Origin of the sequence: Streptomyces sp. NBC_00400 (assembly GCF_036048035.1) — a bacterium.
In the GTDB taxonomy this organism is placed as follows: Bacteria; Actinomycetota; Actinomycetes; order Streptomycetales; family Streptomycetaceae; genus Streptomyces.
Genome location: NZ_CP107940.1, coordinates 6332908 through 6357207 on the forward strand (window position 1 = coordinate 6332908; position 24300 = coordinate 6357207).

Below are 24300 nucleotides of genomic sequence, written 5' to 3' on the forward strand. Positions count from 1 at the left end.
TCCGGGATGTCCAGGTCGTGGGACCACGGTCCACCGGATGTGAGACCTGGATCCTTTGGCGGATACCATCGGAGTGCCGGATGGGACAGCTCGTCCCACAGGCCACTGTCCACCTCCACCGCTCAAGAAGGAGGCCGCTCGCGTGAGTGTGCTCGACGAGATCATCGACGGCGTCCGTGCCGACCTCGCAGAGCGGCAGGCGCGCGTCGGCCTCGACGAGCTCAAGGAGCGGGCCCAGAAGGCGCGTCCCGCCAAGGACGGCGTCGCCGCGCTCAAGGGCGAGAGCGTCACGGTGATCTGCGAGGTCAAGCGCTCCAGCCCGTCCAAGGGCGCGCTCGCCGCGATCGCCGACCCGGCCGGTCTGGCCGCCGACTACGAGGCGGGCGGCGCAGCGGTCATCTCCGTCCTGACCGAGCAGCGCAAGTTCGGCGGTTCGCTGGCCGACCTGGAGGCCGTCCGCGCCAAGGTCGACATTCCCGTGCTGCGCAAGGACTTCATCGTCACCGCCTACCAGCTGTGGGAGGCCCGTGCCTACGGCGCCGACCTCGCGCTGCTGATCGTCTCCGCGCTGGAGCAGGAGGCGCTGGTCTCGCTGATCGAGCGGGCCGAGTCGATCGGGCTGACGCCGCTGGTCGAGGTGCACGACGAGGAAGAGGTCGCCCGCGCGGTGGACGCCGGCGCCAAGATCATCGGTGTCAACGCCCGCAATCTGAAGACCCTTGAGGTCGACCGCGGCAACTTCGCCCGGGTCGCCCCCGAGATCCCCGACCACATCGTCAAGATCGCCGAGTCCGGGGTGCGCGGACCGCACGACCTGATCGCGTACGCCAATGACGGCGCGGACGCGGTGCTGGTCGGCGAGTCGCTGGTGACCGGCAAGGACCCCAGGACCGCGGTCGCCGACCTGGTCGCCGCGGGCTCCCACCCGGCGATCCGGCACGGCCGGTCCTGAGCGCCAGGGAACGGCACACACCGACATGACCGCCACCGCCGCGAGGCTCAGCTGCCGGGCCCGGGTTCCGTACCCGGGTCAGGTTGGCGCGCGCGCCGCGGCGGGGGCCACCCGCGTCCCGCGCCCGGCGCTGGTCCCCGGCTTCCCGCCCGCCGCCCACCGCCGCCCCGAGCCGCAGCGCTGCGCGCTGCCGCCGTGGCACCGCGGCTGCCGGGCGCCCGCACGACGGGTCCACGGGCGCAGGGTCAGGTACCACATCGGATCCGAGCCGGGACAGATCAACGGCAGGCGATGGCGACCGGGGTCCGCGCGCTGACGCGTCGGCCCCTTCCGGGCGCCGGGGTGCCGGTGGGTGCGGCGGTCGTCTGACCGCTTGCTCACCCCCCCCACCCCCGAACCCACCCCCGCCCCCCCCCGAGGGGGGCGGGGGAGCGCCGCGGCCGGGTCCTGCGGCCGGGTCCCACGGCCCGCGCGACCGGGTCCCACGGCCGCGGGCCCCACAGCCCGCGGCCGGGTTCCAGGCCCGCGACCGGATCCCACCACCCGCGACCGGGCCCCACGACGCCGTCCGGCCCTCCGCGAAAGCCGCCCCGTGCGGCTCCGCGGCGGCACCGGCCCGTGCGGCGCGCGCCGCCTACCGTGATGCCCGTATCCCGAATCCCGAATATCTCCGACACAACCGGACTTCCGGGGCAGCCCGCCCCGGCCGAGGAGTGCGTCTGATGTCCTCCGATTTCTTCCTTCCCGACCCCGAGGGGCGCGTGCCCAGCGCCGAAGGCTATTTCGGCGCCTTCGGTGGCAAGTTCATCCCCGAGGCGCTGGTCGCCGCGGTCGACGAGGTCGCCGCCGAGTACGAGAAGGCCAAGGCGGACCCCGCGTTCGCCGCCGAGCTCAACGACCTGATGGTCAACTACACCGGGCGCCCCAGCGCGCTCACCGAGGTGCCGCGCTTCGCCGAACACGCCGGCGGGGCCCGGGTGTTCCTCAAGCGAGAGGACCTCAACCACACCGGCTCGCACAAGATCAACAACGTGCTGGGCCAGGCGCTGCTCACCAAGCGGATGGGCAAGACCCGGGTCATCGCCGAGACCGGCGCCGGCCAGCACGGTGTCGCCACCGCCACCGCCTGCGCCCTCTTCGGCCTCGAATGCACGATCTACATGGGCGAGATCGACACCCAGCGGCAGGCCCTCAACGTCGCCCGGATGCGGATGCTCGGCGCCGAGGTCATCGCCGTGAAGTCCGGCAGCCGCACCCTCAAGGACGCCATCAACGAGGCCTTCCGCGACTGGGTGGCCAACGTCGACCACACCCACTACCTGTTCGGGACCGTCGCGGGACCGCACCCCTTCCCGGCGATGGTGCGCGACTTCCACCGCGTCATCGGCGTGGAGGCGCGCCGCCAGATCCTGGAGCGCGCGGGCCGCCTGCCGGATGCGGCCGTCGCCTGTGTCGGCGGCGGCTCCAACGCCATCGGCCTCTTCCACGCCTTCCTCCCGGACGCCGGCGTCCGGCTCGTCGGCTGCGAGCCGGCCGGCCACGGCCTCGAGACCGGCGAGCACGCGGCCACCCTGAGCGCCGGTGAACCGGGCATCCTGCACGGCTCCCGCAGCTACGTCCTCCAGGACGAGGAGGGCCAGATCACCGAGCCGTACTCCATCTCGGCCGGCCTCGACTACCCGGGCATCGGGCCCGAGCACGCCTACCTCAAGGACAGCGGCCGCGGTGAGTACCGTGCCGTCACCGACGACGCCGCGATGCAGGCGCTGCGCCTGCTCTCGCAGACCGAGGGCATCATCCCGGCCATCGAGAGCGCCCACGCGCTGGCCGGCGCCCTGGACCTCGGCAAGGAGCTCGGTACGGACGGCCTGATCGTCGTCAACCTGTCCGGGCGCGGCGACAAGGACATGGACACCGCCGCCCGTTACTTCGACCTGTACGACACGGACGCCGCCGTCGAGGCGGACAACGCCGCCGCCGACGCGGAGATCGAAGGGGACGTCAAGTGAGCGGGAACATCAAGCTGCTGAGCGACACCCTCGCCGCCGCCAAGGCAGAGGGCCGCTCCGCCCTCATCGCCTACCTGCCGGCCGGGTTCCCGACCGTCGACGGCGGCATCGAGGCGGCCAAGGCCGTCTTCGACGGCGGCGCGGACGTCGTGGAGGTCGGGCTGCCGCACAGCGACCCGGTCCTGGACGGTCCCGTCATCCAGACCGCCGACGACATCGCCCTGCGCGGCGGGGTGAAGATCGCGGACGTCATGCGGACGGTGCGCGAGGCACATGAGGCCACCGGCAAGCCCGTCCTCGTCATGACGTACTGGAACCCGATCGACCGCTACGGCATCGAGCGGTTCACCGCCGAGCTCGCCGAGGCGGGCGGCGCCGGCTGCATCCTGCCCGACCTGCCGGTCCAGGAGTCCGCGACCTGGCGGGAGCACGCCGACAAGCACGGCCTCGCCACCGTCTTCGTCGTCGCCCCCAGCAGCAAGGACGCGCGACTGGCCGAGATCACGGCCGCGGGCTCCGGCTTCGTCTACGCCGCCTCGCTGATGGGCGTCACGGGCACCCGTGAGTCGGTGGGGGCGCAGGCGCAGGACCTCGTACGGCGCACCAAGGCGACCACCGCCCTGCCGGTCTGCGTCGGCCTGGGCGTCTCCAACCCCGAACAGGCCGCCGAGGTGGCCCGGTTCGCGGACGGAGTGATTGTCGGCTCGGCGTTCGTCAAGCGGCTGCTGGCGGCGGACGGCGACCTGGCGGACGGTCTCGCCGGGATCCGCGCCCTGGCGGCCGAGCTGGCCGAGGGCGTGCGACAGCGGGCCTAGCGCGGTGCGCGCCGCCGGTCCGGCAGGGACGGGAGACCGGCGCGCTGTCCCTCGATAGGGCGAACATCGGTGCGGAGGGGTGCGGCGGCACCCCTCCGCTTCGTTGTCCAGGGGCGTGAGCCAGAAGAACCATGAGGGTAAGAGAACCGCCCGCGAGCGGCTGCAGGAACAGCGGGAAAAGGAGAAGGCACGTGCCCGGCGCGGCCGGCAGGCCGTCGTCGCCGGAGCGGTGGTGGTGGCGCTGGCGGTCGCCGGCGGCATCGCCGTCTGGGCGACCTCGGCCGGCAGCGGCAAGAGCAGTTCCGACAACGAAACCGCCCGTCCGAAACAGGCCGGCGGCGGCAGCAGCCCCGCCATTCCCGTCGGCGCTCCCCACGCCCCCTCCACACTCACGGTGTGGGAGGACTTCCGCTGCCCCGCCTGCCAGCAGTTCGAGACCGGCTTCCGCCCGGCCATCCACGAGTTGCAGGACTCCGGTCAGCTCAAGAACGAGTACCACCTCGTGACGATCATCGACGGGAACGCCGGCGGCAAGGGGTCCCTCAACGCCGCCAACGCCGCCCTCTGCGCCCAGGACGCGGGGAAGTTCCGCGAGTACCACGACGTCCTCTACTCCCACCAGCCGCCCGAGGAGCAGGACAAGTTCGCCGACAAGCAGTACCTCCTCCAACTCGCCGGCAAGGTCAAGGGACTGGTGACCCCCGCCTTCACCCGGTGCGTCAACGACGGCAGATACGACCGCTTCGCGCAGAAGTCCACCGACGCCTTCGCCAAGTCCGGATACCGCGGTACCCCGACCGTCCTGCTCAACGGAAAGGACCTCGCGAAGGAGAAGGGCGGCCGCCTCACCCCCGCGGACCTGAAGAAGATGGTGCAGGACGCCAACAAGGGCAAGCAGCCGGGGAAAAGCGCCTCGCCGCACACCGGCGCCTCGCCCCACTCCGGCGCCTCGCCGCACCCGACCACCTCGACCCGGGGGAAGCAGGCCGCCCGGAGCACCCCGCCCCGGGGAGAACACGCCGCCCGGAGCGCTTCGCCCCGGGGGAAGCAGCACGGCATGAGCGCCACGCCGGGAACTTAGGGGGACTTGGGGACTCGGCCGGGGCGCTGGGGACTCAGGGGAAGACCCCCTGGCGGACTTAGCGGTCCTGGCGGTCCTGGCGGTCCTGACGGGCTCCGCACCGGCGGCGCCGCGGTCCTCCCGTACACACAGCGTCATCGCACGACAGCGGGGTCGTTACGCAGCCGTTGCCGGGTGGGTTGTCGCCGACCCCGCCCGGCGCGGTAGCGTCGACCTTGCCATGGACCTCGCATTCATTCCCAGCCCGTCGGTCGGCGTCGTACATCTCGGCCCGATCCCGCTGCGCGGCTACGCATTCTGCATCATCATCGGCGTCTTCGTCGGCGTCTGGCTCGGCAACAAGCGCTGGGTACAGCGCGGTGGCCGCTCCGGCACCGTCGCCGACATCGCCGTGTGGGCCGTGCCCTTCGGGCTGGTCGGCGGCCGCCTCTACCACGTCATCACGACGTACGAGCCGTACTTCGGCCCGAACGGCCACCCGCTCGACGCCTTCAAGGTGTGGGAGGGCGGCCTCGGCATCTGGGGCGCGGTCGCGCTCGGGGCCGTGGGCGCCTGGATCGGCTGCCGGCGGCGGGGCATCCCGCTGCCCGCTTACGCCGACGCGCTGGCGCCCGGTCTGGCCATCGGGCAGGCGATCGGCCGCTGGGGCAACTGGTTCAACCAGGAGCTGTACGGCAAGCCGACCGATGTCCCGTGGGCGCTGAAGATCAGCTCCGACCCCGCGATCGGACGGATCGGCGGCACCTACCACCCGACCTTCCTCTACGAGAGCCTGTGGTGCCTCGGCGTGGCGGCGCTGGTGATCTGGGCCGACAAGCGCTTCCGGCTCGGCCACGGGCGGGCCTTCGCGCTGTACGTCGCCGCCTACTGCACCGGGCGCGCCTGGATCGAGTACATGCGGGTCGACGAGGCGCACCACATCCTGGGCCTGCGGCTCAACGTCTGGACCGCGCTGATCGTCTTCGTCCTCGCCATCGGCTACCTGGTGGTCTCCGCCAAGAAGGCACCCGGCCGGGAAGCGGTCGTCGAACCGGGGGCGCAGCTCGCCGAGGGTGAGGGCGCGGATGAGGGCGGCGAAGGCGCCAAGGACGCGGACGGCGCCAAGGGCGCTGAGAGCGACGCCGACGCCGACGCCGATGCCACCGCCGACGCCGCGGCCGTAAAGCCCTCGCCGGAGTCGGCTGCCGCCGACGGGACGGAGCCGGGCGCCGTCGGGACCGCGCAGGCCGGGAAGCCCGCGGAGTCCGCGAAGGACGAGTCCGCGGGCGAGAAGGCCGAGGAAGCGGTGGACGCCCCCGCGGCGGATGCCGCCAAGCCCGCCGGAAGCGGCAGCACCAAGAAGTCCTGAGGCAGCCACCGGCCGCCGACCGCGCCGGGCGGACCCGATACGTCGGGTCCGCCCGGCGCTGTGCTGTCCCGGGGCGTTGCCGCGCCGTCAGCGCCGTCGCTCGGCTAGCTCCAGCACCCGCCGGGCCCCGCCGGCGGGGGAGCCGCCGTCACAGCGCACCCGCCGCGCGCAGCCCGTCGATCTCGGGACCGGTCAGGCCGATCCCGGTGAGCACTTCGTCCGTGTCCGCGCCGTGCGGGCGCCCCGCCCAGCGGATGGCGCCCGGCGTGGCGGAGAGCCGGAAGAGCACGTTCTGCATCCTCACGGTGCCGAGTTCGTCGTCCGGGACCTCGGTGATCGTTCCCAGCGCCTGGTACTGCGGATCCGCCATCACCTCGCGGATGTCGTAGACGGGTGCCACCGCCGCTTCGGCCTTCTCGAAGGCGGCCAGCACCTCGGCCCGGTCGTGCCGGGCGATCCAGCCGGCGACCGCTGCATCGAGCTCATCGGCGTGCCGGGCACGCCCCTCGCCGGTCGCGAACCAGGGCTCGTCGATCACCTCGGGCCGGCCGACCAGCCGCATCACCCGCGCGGCGACCGACTCGGCCGAGGTGGAGACCGCCACCCAGGAGCCGTCGGCGGTGCGGTAGGTGTTGCGCGGCGCGACATTGGGGGAGCGGTTGCCGGTCCGCGGCTGGACGTGACCGAGCTGGTCGTACCAGAGCGGCTGGGGGCCGAGGACGGTCAGCATCGGTTCGATCAGCGCCAGGTCGATCACCTGGCCGCGGCCGGTCGCCGCCCGGGCGTGCAGCGCGGCCATCACGGCGTACGACGTGGTCAGCGCGGCGATCGCGTCGGCGAGGCCGAACGGCGGCAGGGTCGGCGGGCCGTCCGGCTCGCCGGTGATCGCGGCGAAGCCGCTCATCGCCTCGGCCAGGGTGCCGAACCCGGGGCGGCGGGCGTACGGGCCGAACTGCCCGAAGCCGGTGACCCGGGCGAGCACCAGCCCCGGATGGCGCGCGGACAGTTCGTCCCAGCCCAGCCGCCAGCGCTCCAGGGTCCCGGGCCGGAAGTTCTCGATGACGACGTCGGCGCCGGCGGCCAGCCGCAGCAGGACCTCCCGGCCCTCCGGGTGGGACAGGTCGAGCGTGACGGTCTTCTTGTTGCGGCCCAGCAGCTTCCACCACAGGCCGATGCCGTCCTTGGCGGGCCCGTGGCCGCGTGACGGGTCGGGACGGTGCGGATGCTCGACCTTGATCACCTCGGCGCCGTAGTCCCCCAGCAGGGTGGCGGCGAGCGGACCGGCGAACAGCGTGGCGAGATCGAGCACCCGCAGTCCGGCGAGCGGGCCGGGGGAGGGAGCCGCACCATCGGGCCGGTCGCCGGCCGCCGTGGCCGTCACCGTCCGCTCGCCTCCGTCAACGCCGGGATGGCCGAGATCGCGGTGAAGGCCTGCTCGTGGGTGCGGGCGCGGGCCCGGTCACGGGTGAAGATCTCGCGGGCGACGGTGGCCAGCGCGGCCCCGGGCGCCTGCAGATCGAGACGGCTGGCGCGGGCGACCTCCTCGCTCCACTCGGCCGGTACCGCCGCCGCGCCACGCAGCGCGCCGGCGAGCGCGCCGCTCATCGTGGCGATCGAATCGCAGTCGCGGCCGTAGTTGACCGCGCCGAGGACCGTGGCCCGGAAGTCGCCGCCACCGGTCAGCAACATGCCCAGGGCGATGGGAAGTTCCTCGACGGCGTGCAGCCGGGAGGGGCGCCGGGCGCCGAGCGACGGGTTGCGGTAGTCCGGGCCCACCGTGTCGAAGGGGGCGACGGCCGCACGCAGCGGCGCCGGCGCCGACGCGGTGTCGGTGAGCGACGCCGCGGCCTCGCAGACCGCCTCGATCGCGGCACGGGTGCCGTCCTTGGCCAGCCGCAGCGCCTGGACGACGACCGAGGACGGGGTGGCGTCCGGCAGGAACGCGGCGGCCACGGCCGCGGCGAACACCCCCGCCGCCTCCCGCCCGTAGGAGGCCTGGTGCGCACCGGCGATGTCCAGCGCCTCGGCGTACGCCCGGTCCGGGTTGCCGGCGTTGACGATGCCGACCGGAGCCATGTACATCGCCGCACCACAGTTGACGATGTTGCCGACGCCCGCCTCGCGGGGGTCCGCGTGCCCGTAGTGCAGCCGCGCCACGATCCACTTCTCGGCGAGGAAGATCCGCTGCAGCGGCAGCGCCTCGGTCTCCAGTTCCGGGATCCAGCGCGGGGTGCCGATCAGGTCCGGCACGAGGTGGTCGGCGATGTCATAGGCGTCGAGGTGGTCGCGCACCGTTTCGTAGACCCGCACCAGCGCATGCGTCATCAAGGTGTCGTCGGTGACGTGGCCGTCGCCCTTGTGGTACGGCGTGAGCGGGCGGGCGGTGCGCCAGTTGTCGTGGAACGGTCCGACGATGCCCTCGACCCGGCCGCCGTGCCGCTTGACGATCTCCTCCGGCGACCAGCCCTGCACGGGCCCGCCGAGCGCATCGCCGACGGCGGCGCCGACCAGGCATCCGGCCGCCCGGTCCTCCAGGGAGGGCGGGGCGGAGACGGCGGGCGGCACCGGACCCGCGGGCGACGGCTCGGCGACCGGGGGGACCGCGCGGGCCGGGAGGGTCCGGACGGCCCCCGCGTCGGAGGCGCCCGGTGCATCCGACGCATCCGGCGTATCCGGTGTCGCGGTCGGCGTCGCCTCCGGCGTCGCGGCCGGTGTCTGCTCGCTTGCGTACGTCATCTGCGGGTGAGTCCTTCCACGGTGGGGGAGGCGGCCGGCAGGGCGCCGGGGACGGCATCGGGGAGGGCCGGCGGGACAGCCGTCCCGGTGGCTCGGGGGCGCCGGCCGGTTTTGGACCGCTGCGCTGTATCCGTGCCACGCGGCGGCCCGGCTCTCCTGTCCCGGGCGGCAGGGTCACCCGGTCGACTCCCCCGGAGGGCACCCGGCACGGGACCTCCCGAAGGCCCGAAAACGGGGTGTGACCCGGATCTCATCGCCAAGTTCAGGGAAAAACCGCAGGTCAGCGCGGTAAGTTCGGCCTTCCTTGCTAGCGGCGGAGGGTGCTGCGCGCATAGCTTCGAGGTGTTGGAGGGGGAAGCGCCGCCATCGGCCCACACCTCGCTGCAGGGAGTAGGTACCGATATGTCCGTCATGGAGATCATGGATGCCGCGGCGCCGACGCATGTGGCCCACCGCGACAACCACACCCACCGCGATGTGAACGGCGGCTGGCTGCGCCCCGCCGTCTTCGGCGCGATGGACGGGCTGGTCTCGAACCTCGCCCTGATGACCGGTGTCGCCGGCGGTGCGCTGTCGCAGCAGACGATCATCATCACCGGCCTGGCGGGGCTGGCCGCCGGCGCCTTCTCGATGGCCGCGGGGGAGTACACCTCGGTCGCCTCGCAGCGTGAGCTGGTGCAGGCCGAGCTGGACATCGAGCGGTCCGAGCTGCGCAAGCACCCGAAGGACGAGCTGGAGGAGCTGGCGGCGCTCTACGAGTCCCGCGGGGTCGAGCCGGCGCTCGCCCGGCAGGTCGCGGCCCAGCTGTCCCGGGACCCGGAGCAGGCCCTGGAGATCCATGCCCGCGAGGAGCTGGGCATCGACCCGTCCGACCTTCCTTCGCCCACCGTCGCCGCGGTCTCCTCCTTCGGATCGTTTGCGCTGGGCGCACTGCTGCCTGTCCTTCCTTACCTGCTGGGGGCGTCCGCGATCTGGCCCGCGGTGCTGCTCGCGCTGGTCGGACTCTTTGCCTGCGGGGCCGTGGTGGCGCGGGTGACGGCACGTTCCTGGTGGTTCAGCGGGCTGCGGCAGCTGGCCCTCGGCGGCGCGGCCGCGGGTGTGACGTACGCCCTGGGAGCACTGTTCGGAACCGTCGTAGGCTGACGTGTCATACGGGTGACTGCATAATTACCGCGTTACCCAGCGGTTTCGGTTTGTTGACGACCGGGCATAAGGCCCAGGCGTCGCGGGCAACGTCGCTCGCCGAACGCCGCCTTGTGGGACGGCCTGGATTCCGTCCGTGCACTGACTCGCCGCCCGTGCGGTGTCCGCATGTTGGAAGCCCCTTTTCGCTTTTTGAGAAGGGAGTCATCCTGTAACCTGCACGAAATTTCGCGGAGGGCCAACGTCGTCCCTCGGCAATGCCTATGCCACGACGACGTTGGGAGAGCCGATGCGTCTCGCGTCCACGCACTCCGCGACCACCAGCAGCGCCAGCGCCGCCGCCTGGTCGCCCATGGACGGCCGCCCTGCCCAGCAGGGCATGTACGACCCGCGCAACGAGCACGACGCCTGTGGCGTCGGCTTTGTGGCCACCCTCACCGGCGAGGCCAGCCACGCACTGGTCGAGCAGGCACTCACCGTCCTGACGAATCTGGAGCACCGCGGTGCCACCGGCTCCGAGCCCGACTCGGGTGACGGCGCCGGCATCCTGCTCCAGGTGCCGGACGCGTTCCTTCGCGAGAACGTCACCTTCGAGCTCCCCGAGGCCGGCGCCTACGCCGTCGGCATCGCCTTCCTGCCGTCCGATGCCCAGGAAGCGGCCGACGCCGTCTCGCGCATCGAGACGATCGCCGGCGAAGAGGGCCTGAACGTCATCGGCTGGCGGGTGGTCCCGGTCGCCCCGCAGCTGCTCGGCAACGGCGCCCGCGCCACCATGCCGGCCTTCTCCCAGATCTTCGTCGGCGACGGAGAGAACACCGGGCTGGCACTGGACCGCAAGGCCTTCGCGCTGCGCAAGCGCGCCGAGCGGGAGGCCGGGGTCTACTTCCCCTCGCTGTCCGCCCGCACGATCGTCTACAAGGGCATGCTGACCACCGGCCAGCTGGAGCCCTTCTTCCCGGACCTGTCCGACCGCCGCTTCGCCACCGCCGTCGCGCTGGTCCACTCGCGGTTCTCCACCAACACCTTCCCGAGCTGGCCGCTCGCCCACCCGTACCGCTTCGTCGCGCACAACGGCGAGATCAACACGGTCAAGGGCAACCGCAACTGGATGCGGGCCCGCGAGTCGCAGCTGGCCACCAAGCTCTTCGGCAAGGAGAACGCCGAGAACCTGGAGCGGCTGTTCCCGGTCTGCACCCCGGACGCCTCCGACTCCGCCTCCTTCGACGAGGTCCTGGAGCTGCTCCACCTCGGCGGCCGCTCGCTGCCGCACTCGGTGCTCATGATGGTCCCCGAGGCGTGGGAGAACTCCCCCTCCATGGACCCGGCCCGGCGTGCCTTCTACCAGTACCACTCCACGATGATGGAGCCCTGGGACGGCCCGGCCTGCGTCACCTTCACCGACGGCATCCAGGTCGGCGCGGTCCTCGACCGCAACGGTCTGCGCCCCGGCCGCTACTGGGTCACCGATGACGGCCTGGTCGTGCTCTCCTCCGAGGTCGGCGTCCTGGACATCGACCCCGCGAAGGTGGTCCGCAAGGGCCGCCTGCAGCCCGGCCGGATGTTCCTGGTGGACACCGCCGAGGGCCGCATCATCGAGGACGACGAGATCAAGGCGCAGCTCGCCGCCGAGCAGCCCTACCAGGAGTGGCTGGACTCCGGCCTGATCGAGCTCGCGGACCTGCCCGAGCGTGAGCACATCGTGCACACCCACGCCTCGGTCACCCGCCGCCAGCAGACCTTCGGCTACACCGAGGAAGAGCTGCGCGTCATCCTCGCCCCGATGGCCAAGGCCGGCGCCGAGCCCATCGGCTCGATGGGCACCGACTCGCCGATCGCCGCGCTCTCCGAGCGCCCCCGGCTGCTCTTCGACTACTTCACCCAGCTCTTCGCGCAGGTCACCAACCCGCCGCTGGACGCCATCCGCGAGGAACTGGTCACCTCGCTGATCTCCTCCCTCGGCCCCCAGGGCAACCTCCTGGAGCCGAGCGCGGCCTCCTGCCGCAGCGTGACCCTGCCCTTCCCGGTCATCGACAACGACGAGCTGGCCAAGCTCGTCCACATCAACGCCGACGGCGACATGCCCGGCATGAAGGCCGTGACCCTCTCCGGCCTCTACCGGGTCTCCGGCGGCGGCGAGTCGCTGGCCGCCCGGATCGAGGAGATCTGCGCCGAGGCCGACGCCGCCATCGACGACGGCGCCCGGCTGATCGTGCTCTCCGACCGGCACTCCGACGCCGAGCACGCGCCGATCCCGTCGCTGCTGCTCACCGCCGCGGTTCACCACCACCTCATCGGCACCAAGGAGCGCACCCAGGTCGGTCTGCTCGTCGAGGCCGGCGATGTACGCGAGGTGCACCACGTCGCGCTGCTCATCGGCTTCGGTGCCGCGGCCGTCAACCCGTACCTGGCCATGGAGTCGGTCGAGGACCTGGTCCGCGCCGGCACCTTCCTGCCGGGCGTCGAGGCCGAGACCGCCATCAAGAACCTGATCAAGGCGCTCGGCAAGGGCGTCCTGAAGGTCATGTCCAAGATGGGCATCTCCACCGTCGCCTCCTACCGCGGCGCACAGGTCTTCGAGGCCGTCGGCCTGGACGAGGAGTTCGTCGCCCGGTACTTCCACGGCACCGCCACCAAGATCGGCGGCGCCGGCCTGGACGTCATCGCCAAGGAGGTCGCGGCGAGGCACGCCAAGGCCTACCCGGCCTCCGGCATCGCCGCCACCCACCGTGCGCTGGACATCGGCGGCGAGTACCAGTGGCGCCGCGAGGGCGAGCCGCACCTCTTCGACCCGGACACCGTCTTCCGGCTCCAGCACTCCACCCGCTCGCGCCGCTACGACATCTTCAAGCAGTACACGGACCGGGTGAACGAGCAGTCCGAGCGGCTGATGACGCTGCGCGGCCTGTTCTCCTTCGCCTCCGAGCGCTCCTCGATCCCGATCGAGGAGGTCGAGCCGGCGTCCGAGATCGTCAAGCGCTTCTCCACCGGCGCCATGTCGTACGGCTCCATCTCCCAGGAGGCGCACGAGACGCTGGCCATCGCCATGAACCAGCTGGGCGGCAAGTCCAACACCGGTGAGGGCGGCGAGGACCCGGACCGTCTCTACGACCCGGCGCGCCGCTCCGCCATCAAGCAGGTCGCCTCCGGCCGCTTCGGTGTGACGTCCGAGTACCTGGTCAACTCCGACGACATCCAGATCAAGATGGCCCAGGGCGCCAAGCCCGGCGAGGGCGGCCAGCTGCCCGGCCACAAGGTCTACCCGTGGGTCGCCAAGACCCGGCACTCCACCCCGGGCGTCGGCCTGATCTCCCCGCCGCCGCACCACGACATCTACTCCATCGAGGACCTGGCTCAGCTGATCCACGACCTCAAGAACGCCAACCCGCAGGCCCGCATCCACGTGAAGCTGGTCTCCGAGGTCGGCGTCGGCACGGTCGCCGCGGGTGTCTCCAAGGCGCACGCGGACGTGGTCCTGATCTCCGGCCACGACGGCGGTACGGGCGCCTCGCCGCTCACCTCGCTCAAGCACGCGGGCGGCCCCTGGGAGCTGGGCCTGGCCGAGACCCAGCAGACGCTGCTGCTCAACGGCCTGCGCGACCGCATCGTGGTGCAGACCGACGGCCAGCTCAAGACCGGCCGCGATGTCGTCATCGCCGCCCTGCTGGGCGCCGAGGAGTTCGGCTTCGCCACCGCACCGCTGGTCGTCTCCGGCTGCGTCATGATGCGCGTGTGCCACCTGGACACCTGCCCGGTCGGCATCGCCACCCAGAACCCGACGCTGCGCGAGCGGTTCAGCGGCAAGGCCGAGTACGTCGTCAACTTCTTCCAGTTCATCGCCGAAGAGGTCCGTGAGCTCCTCGCCGAGCTGGGCTTCCGCAGCCTCGACGAGGCCATCGGCCACGCCGAGCTGCTGAACACCTCCCGCGCCGTGAACCACTGGAAGGCGCAGGGCCTGGACCTGGCCCCGCTGCTGCACGTCCCCGAGCTGGCCGAGGGCGCCGTGCGCCACCAGGCCATCGAGCAGGACCACGGCCTGGAGAAGGCGCTCGACAACGAGCTGATCAAGCTCGCCGCCGATGCCCTGGCCGCGGACACCGCCGAGGACGCCCAGCCGGTCCGGGCACAGATCGCGATCCGGAACATCAACCGGACCGTCGGCACCATGCTCGGCCACGAGGTCACCAAGAAGTTCGGTGGTGCGGGTCTGCCCGACGACACCATCGACATCACCTTCACCGGCTCGGCCGGCCAGTCCTTCGGCGCGTTCCTGCCGCGCGGCATCACGCTGCGCCTGGAGGGCGACGCCAACGACTACGTCGGCAAGGGCCTGTCGGGCGGCCGGGTCGTCGTCCGCCCGGACCGCGGCGCGGACCACCTGGCGGAGTACTCCACCATCGCCGGCAACACCCTCGCCTACGGCGCCACCGGCGGCGAGCTGTACCTCCGCGGCCGGGTCGGCGAACGCTTCTGCGTCCGCAACTCCGGTGCCACGGTGGTCTCCGAGGGTGTCGGCGACCACGGCTGCGAGTACATGACCGGCGGCAACGCGGTCGTGCTGGGCGAGACGGGCCGCAACTTCGCGGCCGGTATGTCCGGCGGCTTCGCCTACGTCATCGACCTCGACCCGGCCAACGTCAACAAGGAGCTCGTCGACGCGGTGAACCCGCTGAACGACGACGACAAGCAGTGGCTGCACGACGTCGTGCAGCGCCACCAGGAGGAGACCGGCTCCACCGTCGCCGCCAAGCTCCTCGCCGACTGGGATGCCGCAGCCGCGCGCTTTTCCAAGGTCATCCCGCCCACCTACCAGGCAGTGCTCGTCGCCAAGGACGCCGCTGAGCAGGCCGGACTCTCCGAGTCCGAGACCCACGAGAAGATGATGGAGGCGGCGACCAATGGCTGACCCCAAGGGCTTCCTGAACCACGAGCGCGAGGTCGCCAAGACCCGCCCCGTGGAGGAGCGCGTCAAGGACTGGAACGAGGTCTACCAGCCCGGCTCCCTGCTGCCGATCATCAGCAAGCAGGCGTCGCGCTGCATGGACTGCGGTATCCCGTTCTGCCACAACGGCTGCCCGCTCGGGAACCTCATCCCCGAGTGGAACGACTACGCCTACCGCGAGGACTGGACCGAGGCCAGCGAGCGGCTGCACGCGACCAACAACTTCCCGGAGTTCACCGGCCGGCTGTGCCCCGCGCCCTGTGAGGCCGCCTGTGTGCTGGGCATCAACCAGCCGCCGGTGACCATCAAGAACGTCGAGGTCTCCATCATCGACAAGGCGTGGGACAACGGGGACGTCACCCCGCAGCCGCCCGAGCGCCTGTCCGGCAAGACCGTCGCCGTCATCGGCTCGGGCCCCGCGGGCCTGGCCGCCGCCCAGCAGCTGACCCGGGCCGGCCACACCGTCGCCGTCTACGAGCGCGCGGACCGTATCGGCGGTCTTCTCCGCTACGGCATCCCCGAGTTCAAGATGGAGAAGCGCCACATCAACCGCCGCATCGAGCAGATGCGCACGGAGGGCACCAAGTTCCGCACCGAGGTGGAGATCGGCCGGGACCTCGACGCCACGAAGCTGCGCAAGCGCTACGACGCCGTGGTCATCGCCGCCGGCTCCACCACCTCCCGCGATCTGCCGGTGCCCGGCCGCGAGCTGAACGGCATCCACTTCGCGATGGAGTACCTGCCGCTCGCCAACAAGGTGCAGGAGGGCGACCTGACCGTCGCCCCGATCAGCGCCGAGGGCAAGCACGTGGTCGTCATCGGCGGCGGCGACACCGGCGCGGACTGCGTCGGCACCGCCCACCGCCAGGGCGCGGCCTCGGTCACCCAGCTGGAGATCATGGGCAAGCCGGGCGACGAGCGGAACGCCAACCAGCCCTGGCCGACCTTCCCGATGCTCTACAAGATCACCTCCGCGCACGAGGAGGGCGGCGACCGGATCTACTCCGTGTCCACCACCCACTTCGAGGGCGACGAGGACGGCAACGTCCAGTGGCTGCACCTGACCGAGGTGGAGTTCAAGGACGGCCGCCCGGAGCCGAAGCCCGGCACCGAGCGGAAGATCCCGGCCCAGCTGGTCACCCTCGCCATGGGCTTCACCGGCACCGACCGGGAGAACGGCCTGGTCGAGCAGTTCGGCCTGGAGCTCGACGAGCGCGGCAACATCGCCCGCGACGCGGACTTCGCCACCAACGTCCCCGGCGTGTACGTCGCCGGTGACGCCGGCCGCGGCCAGTCGCTGATCGTGTGGGCCATCGCCGAGGGCCGTTCCGCGGCCAAGGGTGTGGACCGCTTCCTGACCGGAGTCAGCGCCCTGCCGGCTCCCATCAAGCCGACGGATCGCGCACTGACCGTGTGATCCGTCCCCCGATGTCCCGTACAACGTCGTACGGAACAACCGCGGCGCCTGTCCCCCTCCCCCGACCGGGAGGGCAGGCGCCGCGGGCCTGTGCCGGCACGCCCGGTCCCCGGAACCGAGCCCGGCGCCCTACGCGCCACCGCTCCCGGCCGGGAAGCGCCGCTCCCGCTGCCGTGCCATCTCCCGCGCGGGCGCCGGCACGGCCTGCGGCGGGGGAGAGCCCGACGGCCGGAAATCGTGCACCGGCGGATGCCACGCCGCCGGCCCGGTCACCGGGCCGCTCAGCGGCACCACCCACCGCGGATCGGCATGCACCCGCAGCACCTGCGCCTCGACCTGCGTCCACGCCCCGTCGGTGACCGTCCGCTCCCCGACCCGGCGGGCCTCCAACTGCACCGGGCAGTGCGCCAGTCGGGGCGGCCGCACCAATTCGGACGGCTCCGTCCAGGGCGCATCCGTGGCGCAGGGCATGCTGCCCGTCGTCCCCTCCCCGGTCCCCGCTCCGTCCGGCGGCAGATTGAAGACCACGTCCGGGCGCACCGCGAGATTCCGCGCGGTCCGGCCGCGGGCCGGCAGCCAGACGCTGACGACCGGTCCGAGCTCCCACCGGATGCGCAGCTCGACCAGCACGAATGTCCCGTCGTCGTTCTCCGTGGACAGCAGCGCCGGGGCGACCGAACTGCTCTTCTCCAGCGCGACTTTCATGGCTCCGAGGATAGAAGCCGGTTGATTCGGTGCTCACCGAAATGTGATCAGAGGTTACTCTGTGTACATGAAACGATGGGACGCCGATCAGGAAAGCGTCGCGGAAACCCCCGATCTGGCCGCCCTTGCGGCGCTGCTCGCGGACCGCACCCGTGCCGCCATCTGCATGGCCCTGCTCGACGGCGGCGCCTGGACCGCCGGTGAACTGGCCGCATATGCCGCGGTGGCGCCCTCCACCACCACCGAACACCTCAACCTCCTGGTCGCCGGAGGCCTGCTCGCCGAGGAGCGGCAGGGGCGGCGGCGCTATGTACGCCTGGCCGGGCCGGAGGCCGCGGAGACCCTGGAGAACCTTGCCGGCCTCGCCCCCTACCGCCGGGTCCCGGTCCGCTCCCTGGCCGAGGCCAATCACCGCAGGGCGCTGCACCACGCCCGGACGTGCTACGACCACATCGCCGGTGCGCTCGGCGTGGCCATCGTCGAGGCGATGACCGAACGCGGCCTGCTGGGGCGGGATTACGGCCCGGTGCTGACCGTGGACGGGGCCGGCTGGCTGACCGCCCTCGGCATCCCCGACGCCGGCCCCTCGGCGGCCCACCGGGCGCATGTCCGCACCTGCCTCGACTGGACGGTGCGCCGCCGCCATCTCTCCGGCGCGGTCGGCGCCGCCCTCTACCGGCACGCCCTGGAGCACGGCTGGGTCGTCAAGGCCGTCGCCACCCGCATCCTGACCGTCACCGCGGCGGGCCGTACGGCCTTCCGTGCGCAGCTCGGGCTGCCCGACGAGGCGCTGTTCCCCTCCCTCACCTTCGCCCCGCCTCCGCCCCCGCGCGGCGGCCCCGGGATGCTCAGCCCTCGCCGACCTGGCTGATCCGGTCGTCGCCGAGCTTGCGCTGGGTGTCCTGGAGCAGGATCCGCAGCAGCCCGGCGAGCTGCTTCTGCTGTGCGGGCGTCAGGCCGTCGGTCAACTCGGCCTCGCGGTGCAGTACTTGCCCGACCGTGGCCTCGACCTTCTCGTGGCCGGCCGGGGTCAGCTCGACCAGGACCGTGCGGGGGCGGTCCTCGCCGGGCCGCCGGGTGACCAGCCCCTCGCGCTCGGCGCGGGTCACCCGCTGGGAGATCGCCCCCGCGGTGACCAGGGAGCGGCGGCTGAGTTCGCGGGTGGTCAGGGTGTACGGCGCGCCGCTGCGGCGCAGCACGCTGAGCAGGTCGAGGGTGGCCGGGTCCATCCCGGCGCCGGCCAGCACCCGGCGCCGGTCGTCGCCCAGCAGCTTCGCCAGCTGCCAGATCGGCGTCACGATGCCGATGGAGGAGACCGGGGTGCCGGGGCGTTCACGTTCCCAGGCGGCGGCGATCTCCTCGACGGGATACGGGGGAGCGGGGGGCGCCGGGTGGTCGGAGCCGTCCTTCGCCTCGGAATCTCTTGCCACGGGCCCTCCCGGCGGTGGTACGTTCAGCTCTAAATTTAGACCTGAACGTGATGGACGGAGCTCAGCATATGTCACGCACCATCCTGGTCACCGGCGGCGGCACCGGCATCGGACGCGCCGTCGCCCACCACTTCGCGGACGCCGGCGACGACGTCATCGTCACCGGCCGGCGCCCCGGCCCGCTCGACGAGACGGCGGCGGGCCGCCCGGCCGTCCGCCCCCTGGTGTGCGACCACACCGACCCCCGGGCTCTCACCGCGCTGCTCGCCGGGCTCCCCGGGCGGATCGACGTCCTGGTGAACAACGCCGGCGGCAACACCGACCTCGACACGGACGACGCCACCGACCTGGCGTCCTATGCCCGCACCTTCCGTGCCAACCTCGACGCCAACCTGCTCAGCGCCGCGCTGACCACCAGGGCGCTGGACGGCCGGCTCGCGGCCGGCGGCGCGGTCGTGCACCTCGGATCGATCGCAGCCGACCACGGCAACGGCGCCTACGGAGCGGCCAAGGCCGGCCTCGCCTCCTGGAACATCGGGCTGTCCCGGACGCTCGGCCCCCGCGACATCACCGCCAACGTCGTCTCGCCCGGCTATATCGCCGGCACCGACTTCTTCCGCGACCAGCTCACCGACGAGCGCCGCGACCACCTGGTGGCCGCCTCGGCGGTGGGCCGCGCCGGGTCCCCCGCCGACATCACCGGCACGGTGGCCTTCCTGGCCTCACCGGCGGCCCGGCACATCACCGGCCAGGTGCTGAACGTCAACGGCGGTACCCGCGGCACCCGTTGAGGCCTCCCCGGCCCGGCCGGCCCGCGCGCCGGGCCGTGGCGGGCCGGGCTACGCGCCGTCGCCGTCCTCCGCGAGCCGGGCCGGGAAACCGCCGGTCGCCACCGGCCCCCAGCGCAGCGGGGTCACCCGGATCAGCGACTTGCCCTGCGTGCGCATCGCCTCCCGGTACTCGTCCCAGTCCGGGTGCTCCCCGGCGATGTTGCGGTAGTACTCGACAAGCGGCTCGACCGAATCCGGGGCGTCGATGACCTCGGCCTCGCCGTCGATCTGCACCCACGGGCCGTTCCATTCGTCGGACAGCACGATGACGCTGACCGAGGAGACCCGGCGGACGTTGCGGACCTTGGCGCGCTCCGGATACGTCGACATGACCAGCCGTCCGGAGTCGTCCACCCCGCAGGTCAGCGGCGAGCCCTGCGGGGTGCCGTCGCTGCGGCGGGTGAGCAGGATCGCGCGGTGACGGGGGCGGACGAACTCCAGCAGCCCGGGCAGGTCGACACGGGTGTTGCGGGCGATGGAAGGGCTCATACGGGCGAGCCTAGGGGGTGGAGTGCGCGTGCGCGCGAACCGCGGAGCGGGCGCGCGCTCACGCCGCACCCGCCGGTCAGCCCTTGACGAGCTGCTTGCCGGTCGCCGCGTCCACGACCTTGCGGCCGTCCAGCGCACTCTTGAGGTGCACGGTCACCTTGTCGGTGGCCAGCTGCTCGGTGCACATCCCCTTGGCGCTCTTCCGCTTGCCCCAGCCGGTGATCACCACAAGGTCCTTCGACTCATGGCTGCGCGCGCCGAAATGGACGTCGCAGGCGCTGTGCCCGACGGTGACCGTGATCTCCCGTGCCCCCTTCTTGCCGGGGCGCTCCGCGGCGACCAGCGGCAGCAGCGCCTGCCGGCGGCCGTGCACGGGGGAGACCTTCGGCCAGTCCCGCACGATCTGATCCGCGCGCTGCTCGAACGCATCCTGCTTCTTCGGCGGTGCCGCGGGGGTCACCTTCTGCTCGCTCTGGCCACAGCCGGACAGCGTGACGGCGCCGGCCGCCGCCAGCGCGAGCACGGCGGTGAAGGTACGGGTGCGGGAGAGGTGGGATCCTCGCATGACATTGCCTCCTTGTGTCACGGATGGGACGTGCCAGGCGCAAGACAGGTTCCGGCCGCTTTCCGCCGTTGCCGTGGATGCCGCCGGGGCCGGGGAGACGCTTGTCAGCCGTCCGGTCCGCCCACCGTGAAGCCCGTTCCGCCCACGGTGAACCAGCGGCGGCGGTGGACCGTCCGCCCGCTAGCGTCCGGACCATGGACACCCTCACCGAGCTCACCCCCACCGTCTGGCAAGTCCCGTTCCCCGTAGGGCACGTGTACGTCGTCGCGCTCGCCGACGACGGTTACGCGGTGGTCGACACCGGCGTCCCCGGCTCGGCCCCCGCCATCCTCGACGCCCTCGCCCGGCTCGGCGGCCGGCCACAGCAGCTGCGGCAGATCGTGCTCACCCACTCCCACCTGGACCACATGGGCTCCGCCGCCGAGCTGGCCGCCGCCACCGGTGCCCGCGTCCTGGCCGGCGCACTGGACGCCCCGTACATCCGTGGCACCGCCCCCGAGCCCGCGCCGGTGCTCAGCCCCGCGGAACGGTCCCTGCACGAAGGGGTCATGGCGGGCCTGGCGGCCGCCGGGGTCCCGCCGCTGCGCCATACCGAGGTCGACACCGTCCTGCACGACGGGGACACCCTCGACGGCTGGGGCGAAGAGGTACGGGTGCTGCACGTCCCCGGCCACACCCCCGGCGGGATCGCCCTGCACCTCCCCGCGAGCCGGCTGCTCTTCCCCGGCGACCTCATCGCCACCGACCCCGACGGCCGCCGCGCGGTGCTCGGCCCCTTCAACGTCGCACGCGAGGAGGCCATCGCGTCCTTCCGGCGCCTGGCCGCGCTCGAAGACGTCGACACGGTCTGCGTACCGCACGGCATCCCCCTGCGCACCGGCGCCCGGGACGTACTGGCCGCGGCCACGCCGGAGAAGGACTGGCTCTGAACGGGTGCCCGCGCGGGGCGCGGCGCGTCCGCCACGCCTGGTGACACGGGTAATCTCGCGCGGGTGTTCCCCGGCCCGGCGAACCGGCCCGGCGAACACCGGCAGGCGGGCGAGCGCGGGATGCGAGGAGAGACACGGGCATGCAGTTGCACACCCACGAGTGGGGCACCGGCGAGCGGACCGCGGTGCTGGTCCACGGACTGATGTCCGATCACCGCACCTGGCACCGCGTCGCTCCGGCACTCGCCGACCGGGGCTATCGCGTCATCGCCGTCGACCTGCGCGGCCACGGCCGCAGCCCGCGCGGCGACTACGACACCGAGCTGTACGCGGAAGACCTCGTGGAGACCCTGCCCGCCGGCCCCGAGGTCGTCATCGGGCATTCACTGGGCGGCCTGGCACTGTCCCTGGCGGTGGAGCGGCTGCAGCCGCGACGGGCCGTCTACAGCGACCCCGCCTGGCAGTTCCCGAGGTTCCAGGAGCCCGTCGACCCCGCCCTGTTCGTCACGTTCAAGCGGGCCGACCGGGCGATGCTGCGCACCTTCAACCCGCGCTGGAACGACACCGATCTCGACATCGAGCTGGCCACGATCGCGCAGTGGGACACCGCCACCGCCCTCGCACTGTCCGCCGTGCACCGGCAGGACCATGTGCCCGAGAAGCCGGTCGTCCCGTCGCTGGTGCAGTTCGCGGGGGAGGGCTTCCTCCACTCCGAGCAGGCGGCACACGAGCTGACCGGCCGCGGCTTCGAGGTCCGTACGGTGCCCGGCGTCGGACACACCATCCACCGCGACGACTTCGACGGTTTCATGGCGGGGCTGGAGGGGTGGGTCTAGGGGGAGACAGTCCTCCAGCGTGGCTCCTCCGGTGCGCCGGGAGGCGTCCTGCCGCTCCCTACTTGTCGTGTGCAGCCCCATACTTGCCGTGTGATGAGCGAGGACGAGGACGCGGAGCGTGCCCGGCGCTGGCTGGCAGAGGCAGGTGTGACACAAGTCAGCAGTGACGCCTGGCGGCGGGACGATTCTCCGGAGGCGCTGCTGACGCCGAACGAGGTGGCACACACCTGGACGGGTGTGGCGCTGGAGGATCCCGCGCTGGATGCGACCGCCCGGCTGCGGACCGCCTTCGGCCTGCTGGATCTGCTCGGCGAGTACTGGGTGACGAGGGAGATCCGCCTTGCTCTCGCGGACCAGCACAACCCCCTGCCGGCGGAGGCATTCTGGGATGCCTGCCGGCTGCGGCTGGAGGCGGAGGCCGAGCCCGAGGCGCTGCTCTACTCGCTCTGGGTCGACTGGTTCGAGGACCGGGACACCTCGGCGACGGCGTTCGCCGAGGTGTTGGGCAACGACCTCGCCTCGCTGCCGGCCCACGAGGTACCTGCCGGCCCGGACCGCGGCCCGTCGCTGCGCCGCGCCCGGCGTGTTCTCGAAGCCTCGGGACCCGTGCCCTGGCCGGTCAAGCAGCCGGCCTACCGGACGGCGGCGGGGATGCCCGAACTTCACCCCGCGCTGTTCCGCGGGCTCCTCGGCAGCTACCACGATGTCTACGGAGACCTCGAACCCGAGGCCGCCGTCGCCCTCTTGAGGCAACTGGACCTCCCGGCCGGTACCGAGCATCTGACGAAACTGCACCAGGCCCTCGAGGCCGGCCATCGCCATCACCACCTCGCTCCGCACGCCTGGCGGTGAGCAGCGGTGAGCAGCGGTGAACCCGGCGGATCCGGCAGGGAGCCCGGGCGCCGGCCGCCGCTCGGTCATGTATCGCAGTCCAGCAGCGTCTTGCACAGCCCGCAGCGGGCCTGCAGCCGGCCACGGACCGGGACCCGGATCCGCTGGTGGCAGGCGGGGCAGGGGAAGGACACCCGCAGGGGAGGCGGGCCCTCGAAGGCGTAGTCGCCGGTGGCGGGCGGGCGGCCGGTGCGCCGCGGATCCTGCGCGGCCCGGCGGTCCTTGGCGTAGCGCAGGCGGGCGGCCCAGCCGGCGGCGGCGAGCGGCGGCCGGCGGGCGTCCCGGCGGGCCCGTGCCGCGCCCGCCGTGTACGCGTCGTACGCCTGCGGGCTGGTGAACCACGGCGACGGGTCCTCGCCGAAGAACTCGGCCCGCTGGGCCAGGACATACCCGAACTCCTCCGGCGTCAGGTAGCCGAGCTTCTGCGAGAGAGGGCCGTGCTCGCGGTAGGCGTCCAGCAGCAGCCAGCCCGCGCCGAGGTACGCGGCCGCGGTGTCGGTGAGGATCTCGTTGTCCCGGGTGCCGGGGAACGACAGGTCCAGACGGTGCAGATACAGGTGCATCACCTCATGGGCCAGCGCGGCGCCGATGTCCTTGCGGTGCTTCCTGAAGCGGTCGTTGAGCTCGATGAAGTACGCGGTTCCCGCGGTGAGTTCGACCGTGGCGGCGTGTTCCATCTCCCGGAACGTGATGACCGTCCGCGCGTCCGGCAGACGCAGATGGCGGAGCATGGCCCGCGCGACCCGCTGCGCCCCCAGGTGCAGATCCTCGGTCTCGTCGAAGGCCACATCGACCGGCAGCACGCTGGTGGCGAAGGTGTTCACCGTGTCGTACGACAGGCGTTTGAACAGCGCGTGGACGGCCGCGCGCACCGTGTCGAGATGCGGGTATCCGTGCTCGATCTCACTGCCGCCGGTGGTCACCCGGCCACTGTACGGGGGGCCGGGAAGGTCCGGTATGGGCCGTACGGGGCCTGTGGGGCACGCGAGTTGGCCGGATGCGCACTCTTGTCACCCCGAGCGGCCACTCCACATAATCACAGAGCGCTTTACGGACTCATCCCCCACTGGGTCCGGTCGCCTTGCGGCGTGCGGTCGTCCTCCACACACCTTTTGCGGCGGCCACGTCCGGCTCCGGTGTTGGCATGGGCTCGTCATCGACGTGCAACCCCCCACGAAAGGAAGC

The 24300-nt window shown here is 72.3% G+C and carries 21 protein-coding genes; 14 read left to right on the forward strand and 7 right to left on the reverse strand.

Annotated elements, in window-relative coordinates; genetic code table 11:
• Positions 1 to 142 precede the first annotated feature (142 nt).
• The 6 genes from trpC (at position 143) to lgt (ending at position 6205) form a co-directional block, all read left to right on the forward strand.
• Positions 143 to 952, forward strand: a complete 810-nt coding sequence (trpC, locus tag OHS81_RS27725; protein ID WP_088797201.1) for an indole-3-glycerol phosphate synthase TrpC — start codon at positions 143 to 145, stop codon at positions 950 to 952.
• Positions 953 to 977: 25 nt separating this feature from the next.
• Complete coding sequence (gene trpM, locus OHS81_RS37495) at positions 978 to 1268, forward strand: tryptophan biosynthesis modulator TrpM (protein WP_443058776.1); 291 nt, start codon at positions 978 to 980, stop codon at positions 1266 to 1268.
• Positions 1269 to 1674: 406 nt separating this feature from the next.
• Positions 1675 to 2961: a tryptophan synthase subunit beta gene (trpB, locus tag OHS81_RS27730; protein WP_328387562.1), complete on the forward strand. Its 1287-nt coding sequence runs from the start codon at positions 1675 to 1677 to the stop codon at positions 2959 to 2961.
• On the forward strand, positions 2958 to 3776 hold the full coding sequence (trpA, locus tag OHS81_RS27735; RefSeq protein WP_093639328.1) for a tryptophan synthase subunit alpha: 819 nt from the start codon (positions 2958 to 2960) through the stop codon (positions 3774 to 3776). Before trpB ends, trpA begins: the two co-directional genes overlap by 4 nt.
• 115 nt (positions 3777 to 3891) lie before the next feature.
• Positions 3892 to 4857, forward strand: coding sequence for a DsbA family protein (locus tag OHS81_RS27740; RefSeq protein ID WP_328387568.1), 966 nt, complete (start codon positions 3892 to 3894; stop codon positions 4855 to 4857).
• Between the two features lie 220 nt (positions 4858 to 5077).
• Positions 5078 to 6205 carry a prolipoprotein diacylglyceryl transferase gene (gene lgt / locus OHS81_RS27745; RefSeq protein WP_328387570.1) on the forward strand — a complete coding sequence of 376 codons (1128 nt, stop codon included), beginning with the start codon at positions 5078 to 5080 and terminating at the stop codon, positions 6203 to 6205.
• Between the two features lie 148 nt (positions 6206 to 6353).
• Here the strand turns inward: lgt and OHS81_RS27750 are convergent, their stop codons facing one another.
• Both OHS81_RS27750 and OHS81_RS27755 read right to left on the reverse strand, forming a co-directional pair.
• Positions 6354 to 7586, reverse strand: a complete 1233-nt coding sequence (locus tag OHS81_RS27750) for a CaiB/BaiF CoA transferase family protein (RefSeq protein ID WP_328387572.1) — start codon at positions 7584 to 7586, stop codon at positions 6354 to 6356.
• Positions 7583 to 8941, reverse strand: coding sequence for an ADP-ribosylglycohydrolase family protein (locus OHS81_RS27755; RefSeq protein WP_328387575.1), 1359 nt, complete (start codon positions 8939 to 8941; stop codon positions 7583 to 7585). The genes OHS81_RS27750 and OHS81_RS27755 overlap by 4 nt, the downstream gene beginning before the upstream one ends.
• Before the next feature lie 411 nt (positions 8942 to 9352).
• On the opposite strand from OHS81_RS27755, the gene OHS81_RS27760 reads away from it, so the two are divergent.
• From OHS81_RS27760 to OHS81_RS27770, 3 genes are all read left to right on the forward strand, one after another.
• Positions 9353 to 10084: a VIT1/CCC1 transporter family protein gene (locus OHS81_RS27760; protein ID WP_311623412.1), complete on the forward strand. Its 732-nt coding sequence runs from the start codon at positions 9353 to 9355 to the stop codon at positions 10082 to 10084.
• Between the two features lie 289 nt (positions 10085 to 10373).
• Positions 10374 to 14987: a glutamate synthase large subunit gene (gltB, locus tag OHS81_RS27765; protein WP_328387577.1), complete on the forward strand. Its 4614-nt coding sequence runs from the start codon at positions 10374 to 10376 to the stop codon at positions 14985 to 14987.
• Positions 14980 to 16440 (forward strand): glutamate synthase subunit beta, encoded by a 1461-nt coding sequence (locus OHS81_RS27770; protein WP_328387579.1) that lies wholly within the window; start codon positions 14980 to 14982, stop codon positions 16438 to 16440. Before gltB ends, OHS81_RS27770 begins: the two co-directional genes overlap by 8 nt.
• A gap of 129 nt (positions 16441 to 16569) precedes the next feature.
• Here OHS81_RS27770 and OHS81_RS27775 read toward each other — a convergent pair whose 3' ends face one another.
• Positions 16570 to 17145, reverse strand: a complete 576-nt coding sequence (locus OHS81_RS27775) for a hypothetical protein (RefSeq protein ID WP_328387581.1) — start codon at positions 17143 to 17145, stop codon at positions 16570 to 16572.
• Positions 17146 to 17212: 67 nt separating this feature from the next.
• On the opposite strand from OHS81_RS27775, the gene OHS81_RS27780 reads away from it, so the two are divergent.
• The gene (locus OHS81_RS27780) at positions 17213 to 18016 is read left to right on the forward strand and encodes an ArsR/SmtB family transcription factor (protein WP_328387583.1); all 804 of its coding nucleotides are present in this window, start codon (positions 17213 to 17215) and stop codon (positions 18014 to 18016) included.
• Here OHS81_RS27780 and OHS81_RS27785 read toward each other — a convergent pair.
• Positions 17994 to 18575: a MarR family winged helix-turn-helix transcriptional regulator gene (locus tag OHS81_RS27785; RefSeq protein ID WP_328387586.1), complete on the reverse strand. Its 582-nt coding sequence runs from the start codon at positions 18573 to 18575 to the stop codon at positions 17994 to 17996. The genes OHS81_RS27780 and OHS81_RS27785 overlap by 23 nt on opposite strands.
• Before the next feature lie 68 nt (positions 18576 to 18643).
• Between OHS81_RS27785 and OHS81_RS27790 the strand changes: the two genes are divergently transcribed.
• The gene (locus OHS81_RS27790; protein ID WP_328387588.1) at positions 18644 to 19366 is read left to right on the forward strand and encodes an SDR family NAD(P)-dependent oxidoreductase; all 723 of its coding nucleotides are present in this window, start codon (positions 18644 to 18646) and stop codon (positions 19364 to 19366) included.
• Between the two features lie 48 nt (positions 19367 to 19414).
• On the opposite strand, the gene OHS81_RS27795 is transcribed toward OHS81_RS27790, so the two are convergent.
• Positions 19415 to 19894 carry a PPOX class F420-dependent oxidoreductase gene (locus OHS81_RS27795; RefSeq protein WP_328387590.1) on the reverse strand — a complete coding sequence of 160 codons (480 nt, stop codon included), beginning with the start codon at positions 19892 to 19894 and terminating at the stop codon, positions 19415 to 19417.
• A 76-nt stretch (positions 19895 to 19970) separates the two neighbouring features.
• Positions 19971 to 20459: a hypothetical protein gene (locus OHS81_RS27800; protein WP_328387592.1), complete on the reverse strand. Its 489-nt coding sequence runs from the start codon at positions 20457 to 20459 to the stop codon at positions 19971 to 19973.
• 194 nt (positions 20460 to 20653) lie between these two features.
• Here OHS81_RS27800 and OHS81_RS27805 point away from each other — a divergent pair, with 194 nt between their 5' ends.
• From OHS81_RS27805 to OHS81_RS27815, 3 genes are all read left to right on the forward strand, one after another.
• Entirely contained in the window at positions 20654 to 21388 is a 735-nt protein-coding gene (locus tag OHS81_RS27805; protein WP_328387594.1) for an MBL fold metallo-hydrolase, read from the forward strand.
• Between the two features lie 140 nt (positions 21389 to 21528).
• Positions 21529 to 22224 (forward strand): alpha/beta fold hydrolase, encoded by a 696-nt coding sequence (locus OHS81_RS27810; protein ID WP_328387596.1) that lies wholly within the window; start codon positions 21529 to 21531, stop codon positions 22222 to 22224.
• 93 nt (positions 22225 to 22317) lie between these two features.
• Positions 22318 to 23076 carry a hypothetical protein gene (locus OHS81_RS27815; RefSeq protein ID WP_328387598.1) on the forward strand — a complete coding sequence of 253 codons (759 nt, stop codon included), beginning with the start codon at positions 22318 to 22320 and terminating at the stop codon, positions 23074 to 23076.
• A 65-nt stretch (positions 23077 to 23141) separates the two neighbouring features.
• Here the strand turns inward: OHS81_RS27815 and OHS81_RS27820 are convergent, their stop codons facing one another.
• A complete protein-coding gene (locus OHS81_RS27820) occupies positions 23142 to 24038 on the reverse strand; it encodes a hypothetical protein (RefSeq protein WP_328387600.1) in 897 nt (298 codons plus the stop codon).
• Positions 24039 to 24300 lie beyond the last annotated feature (262 nt).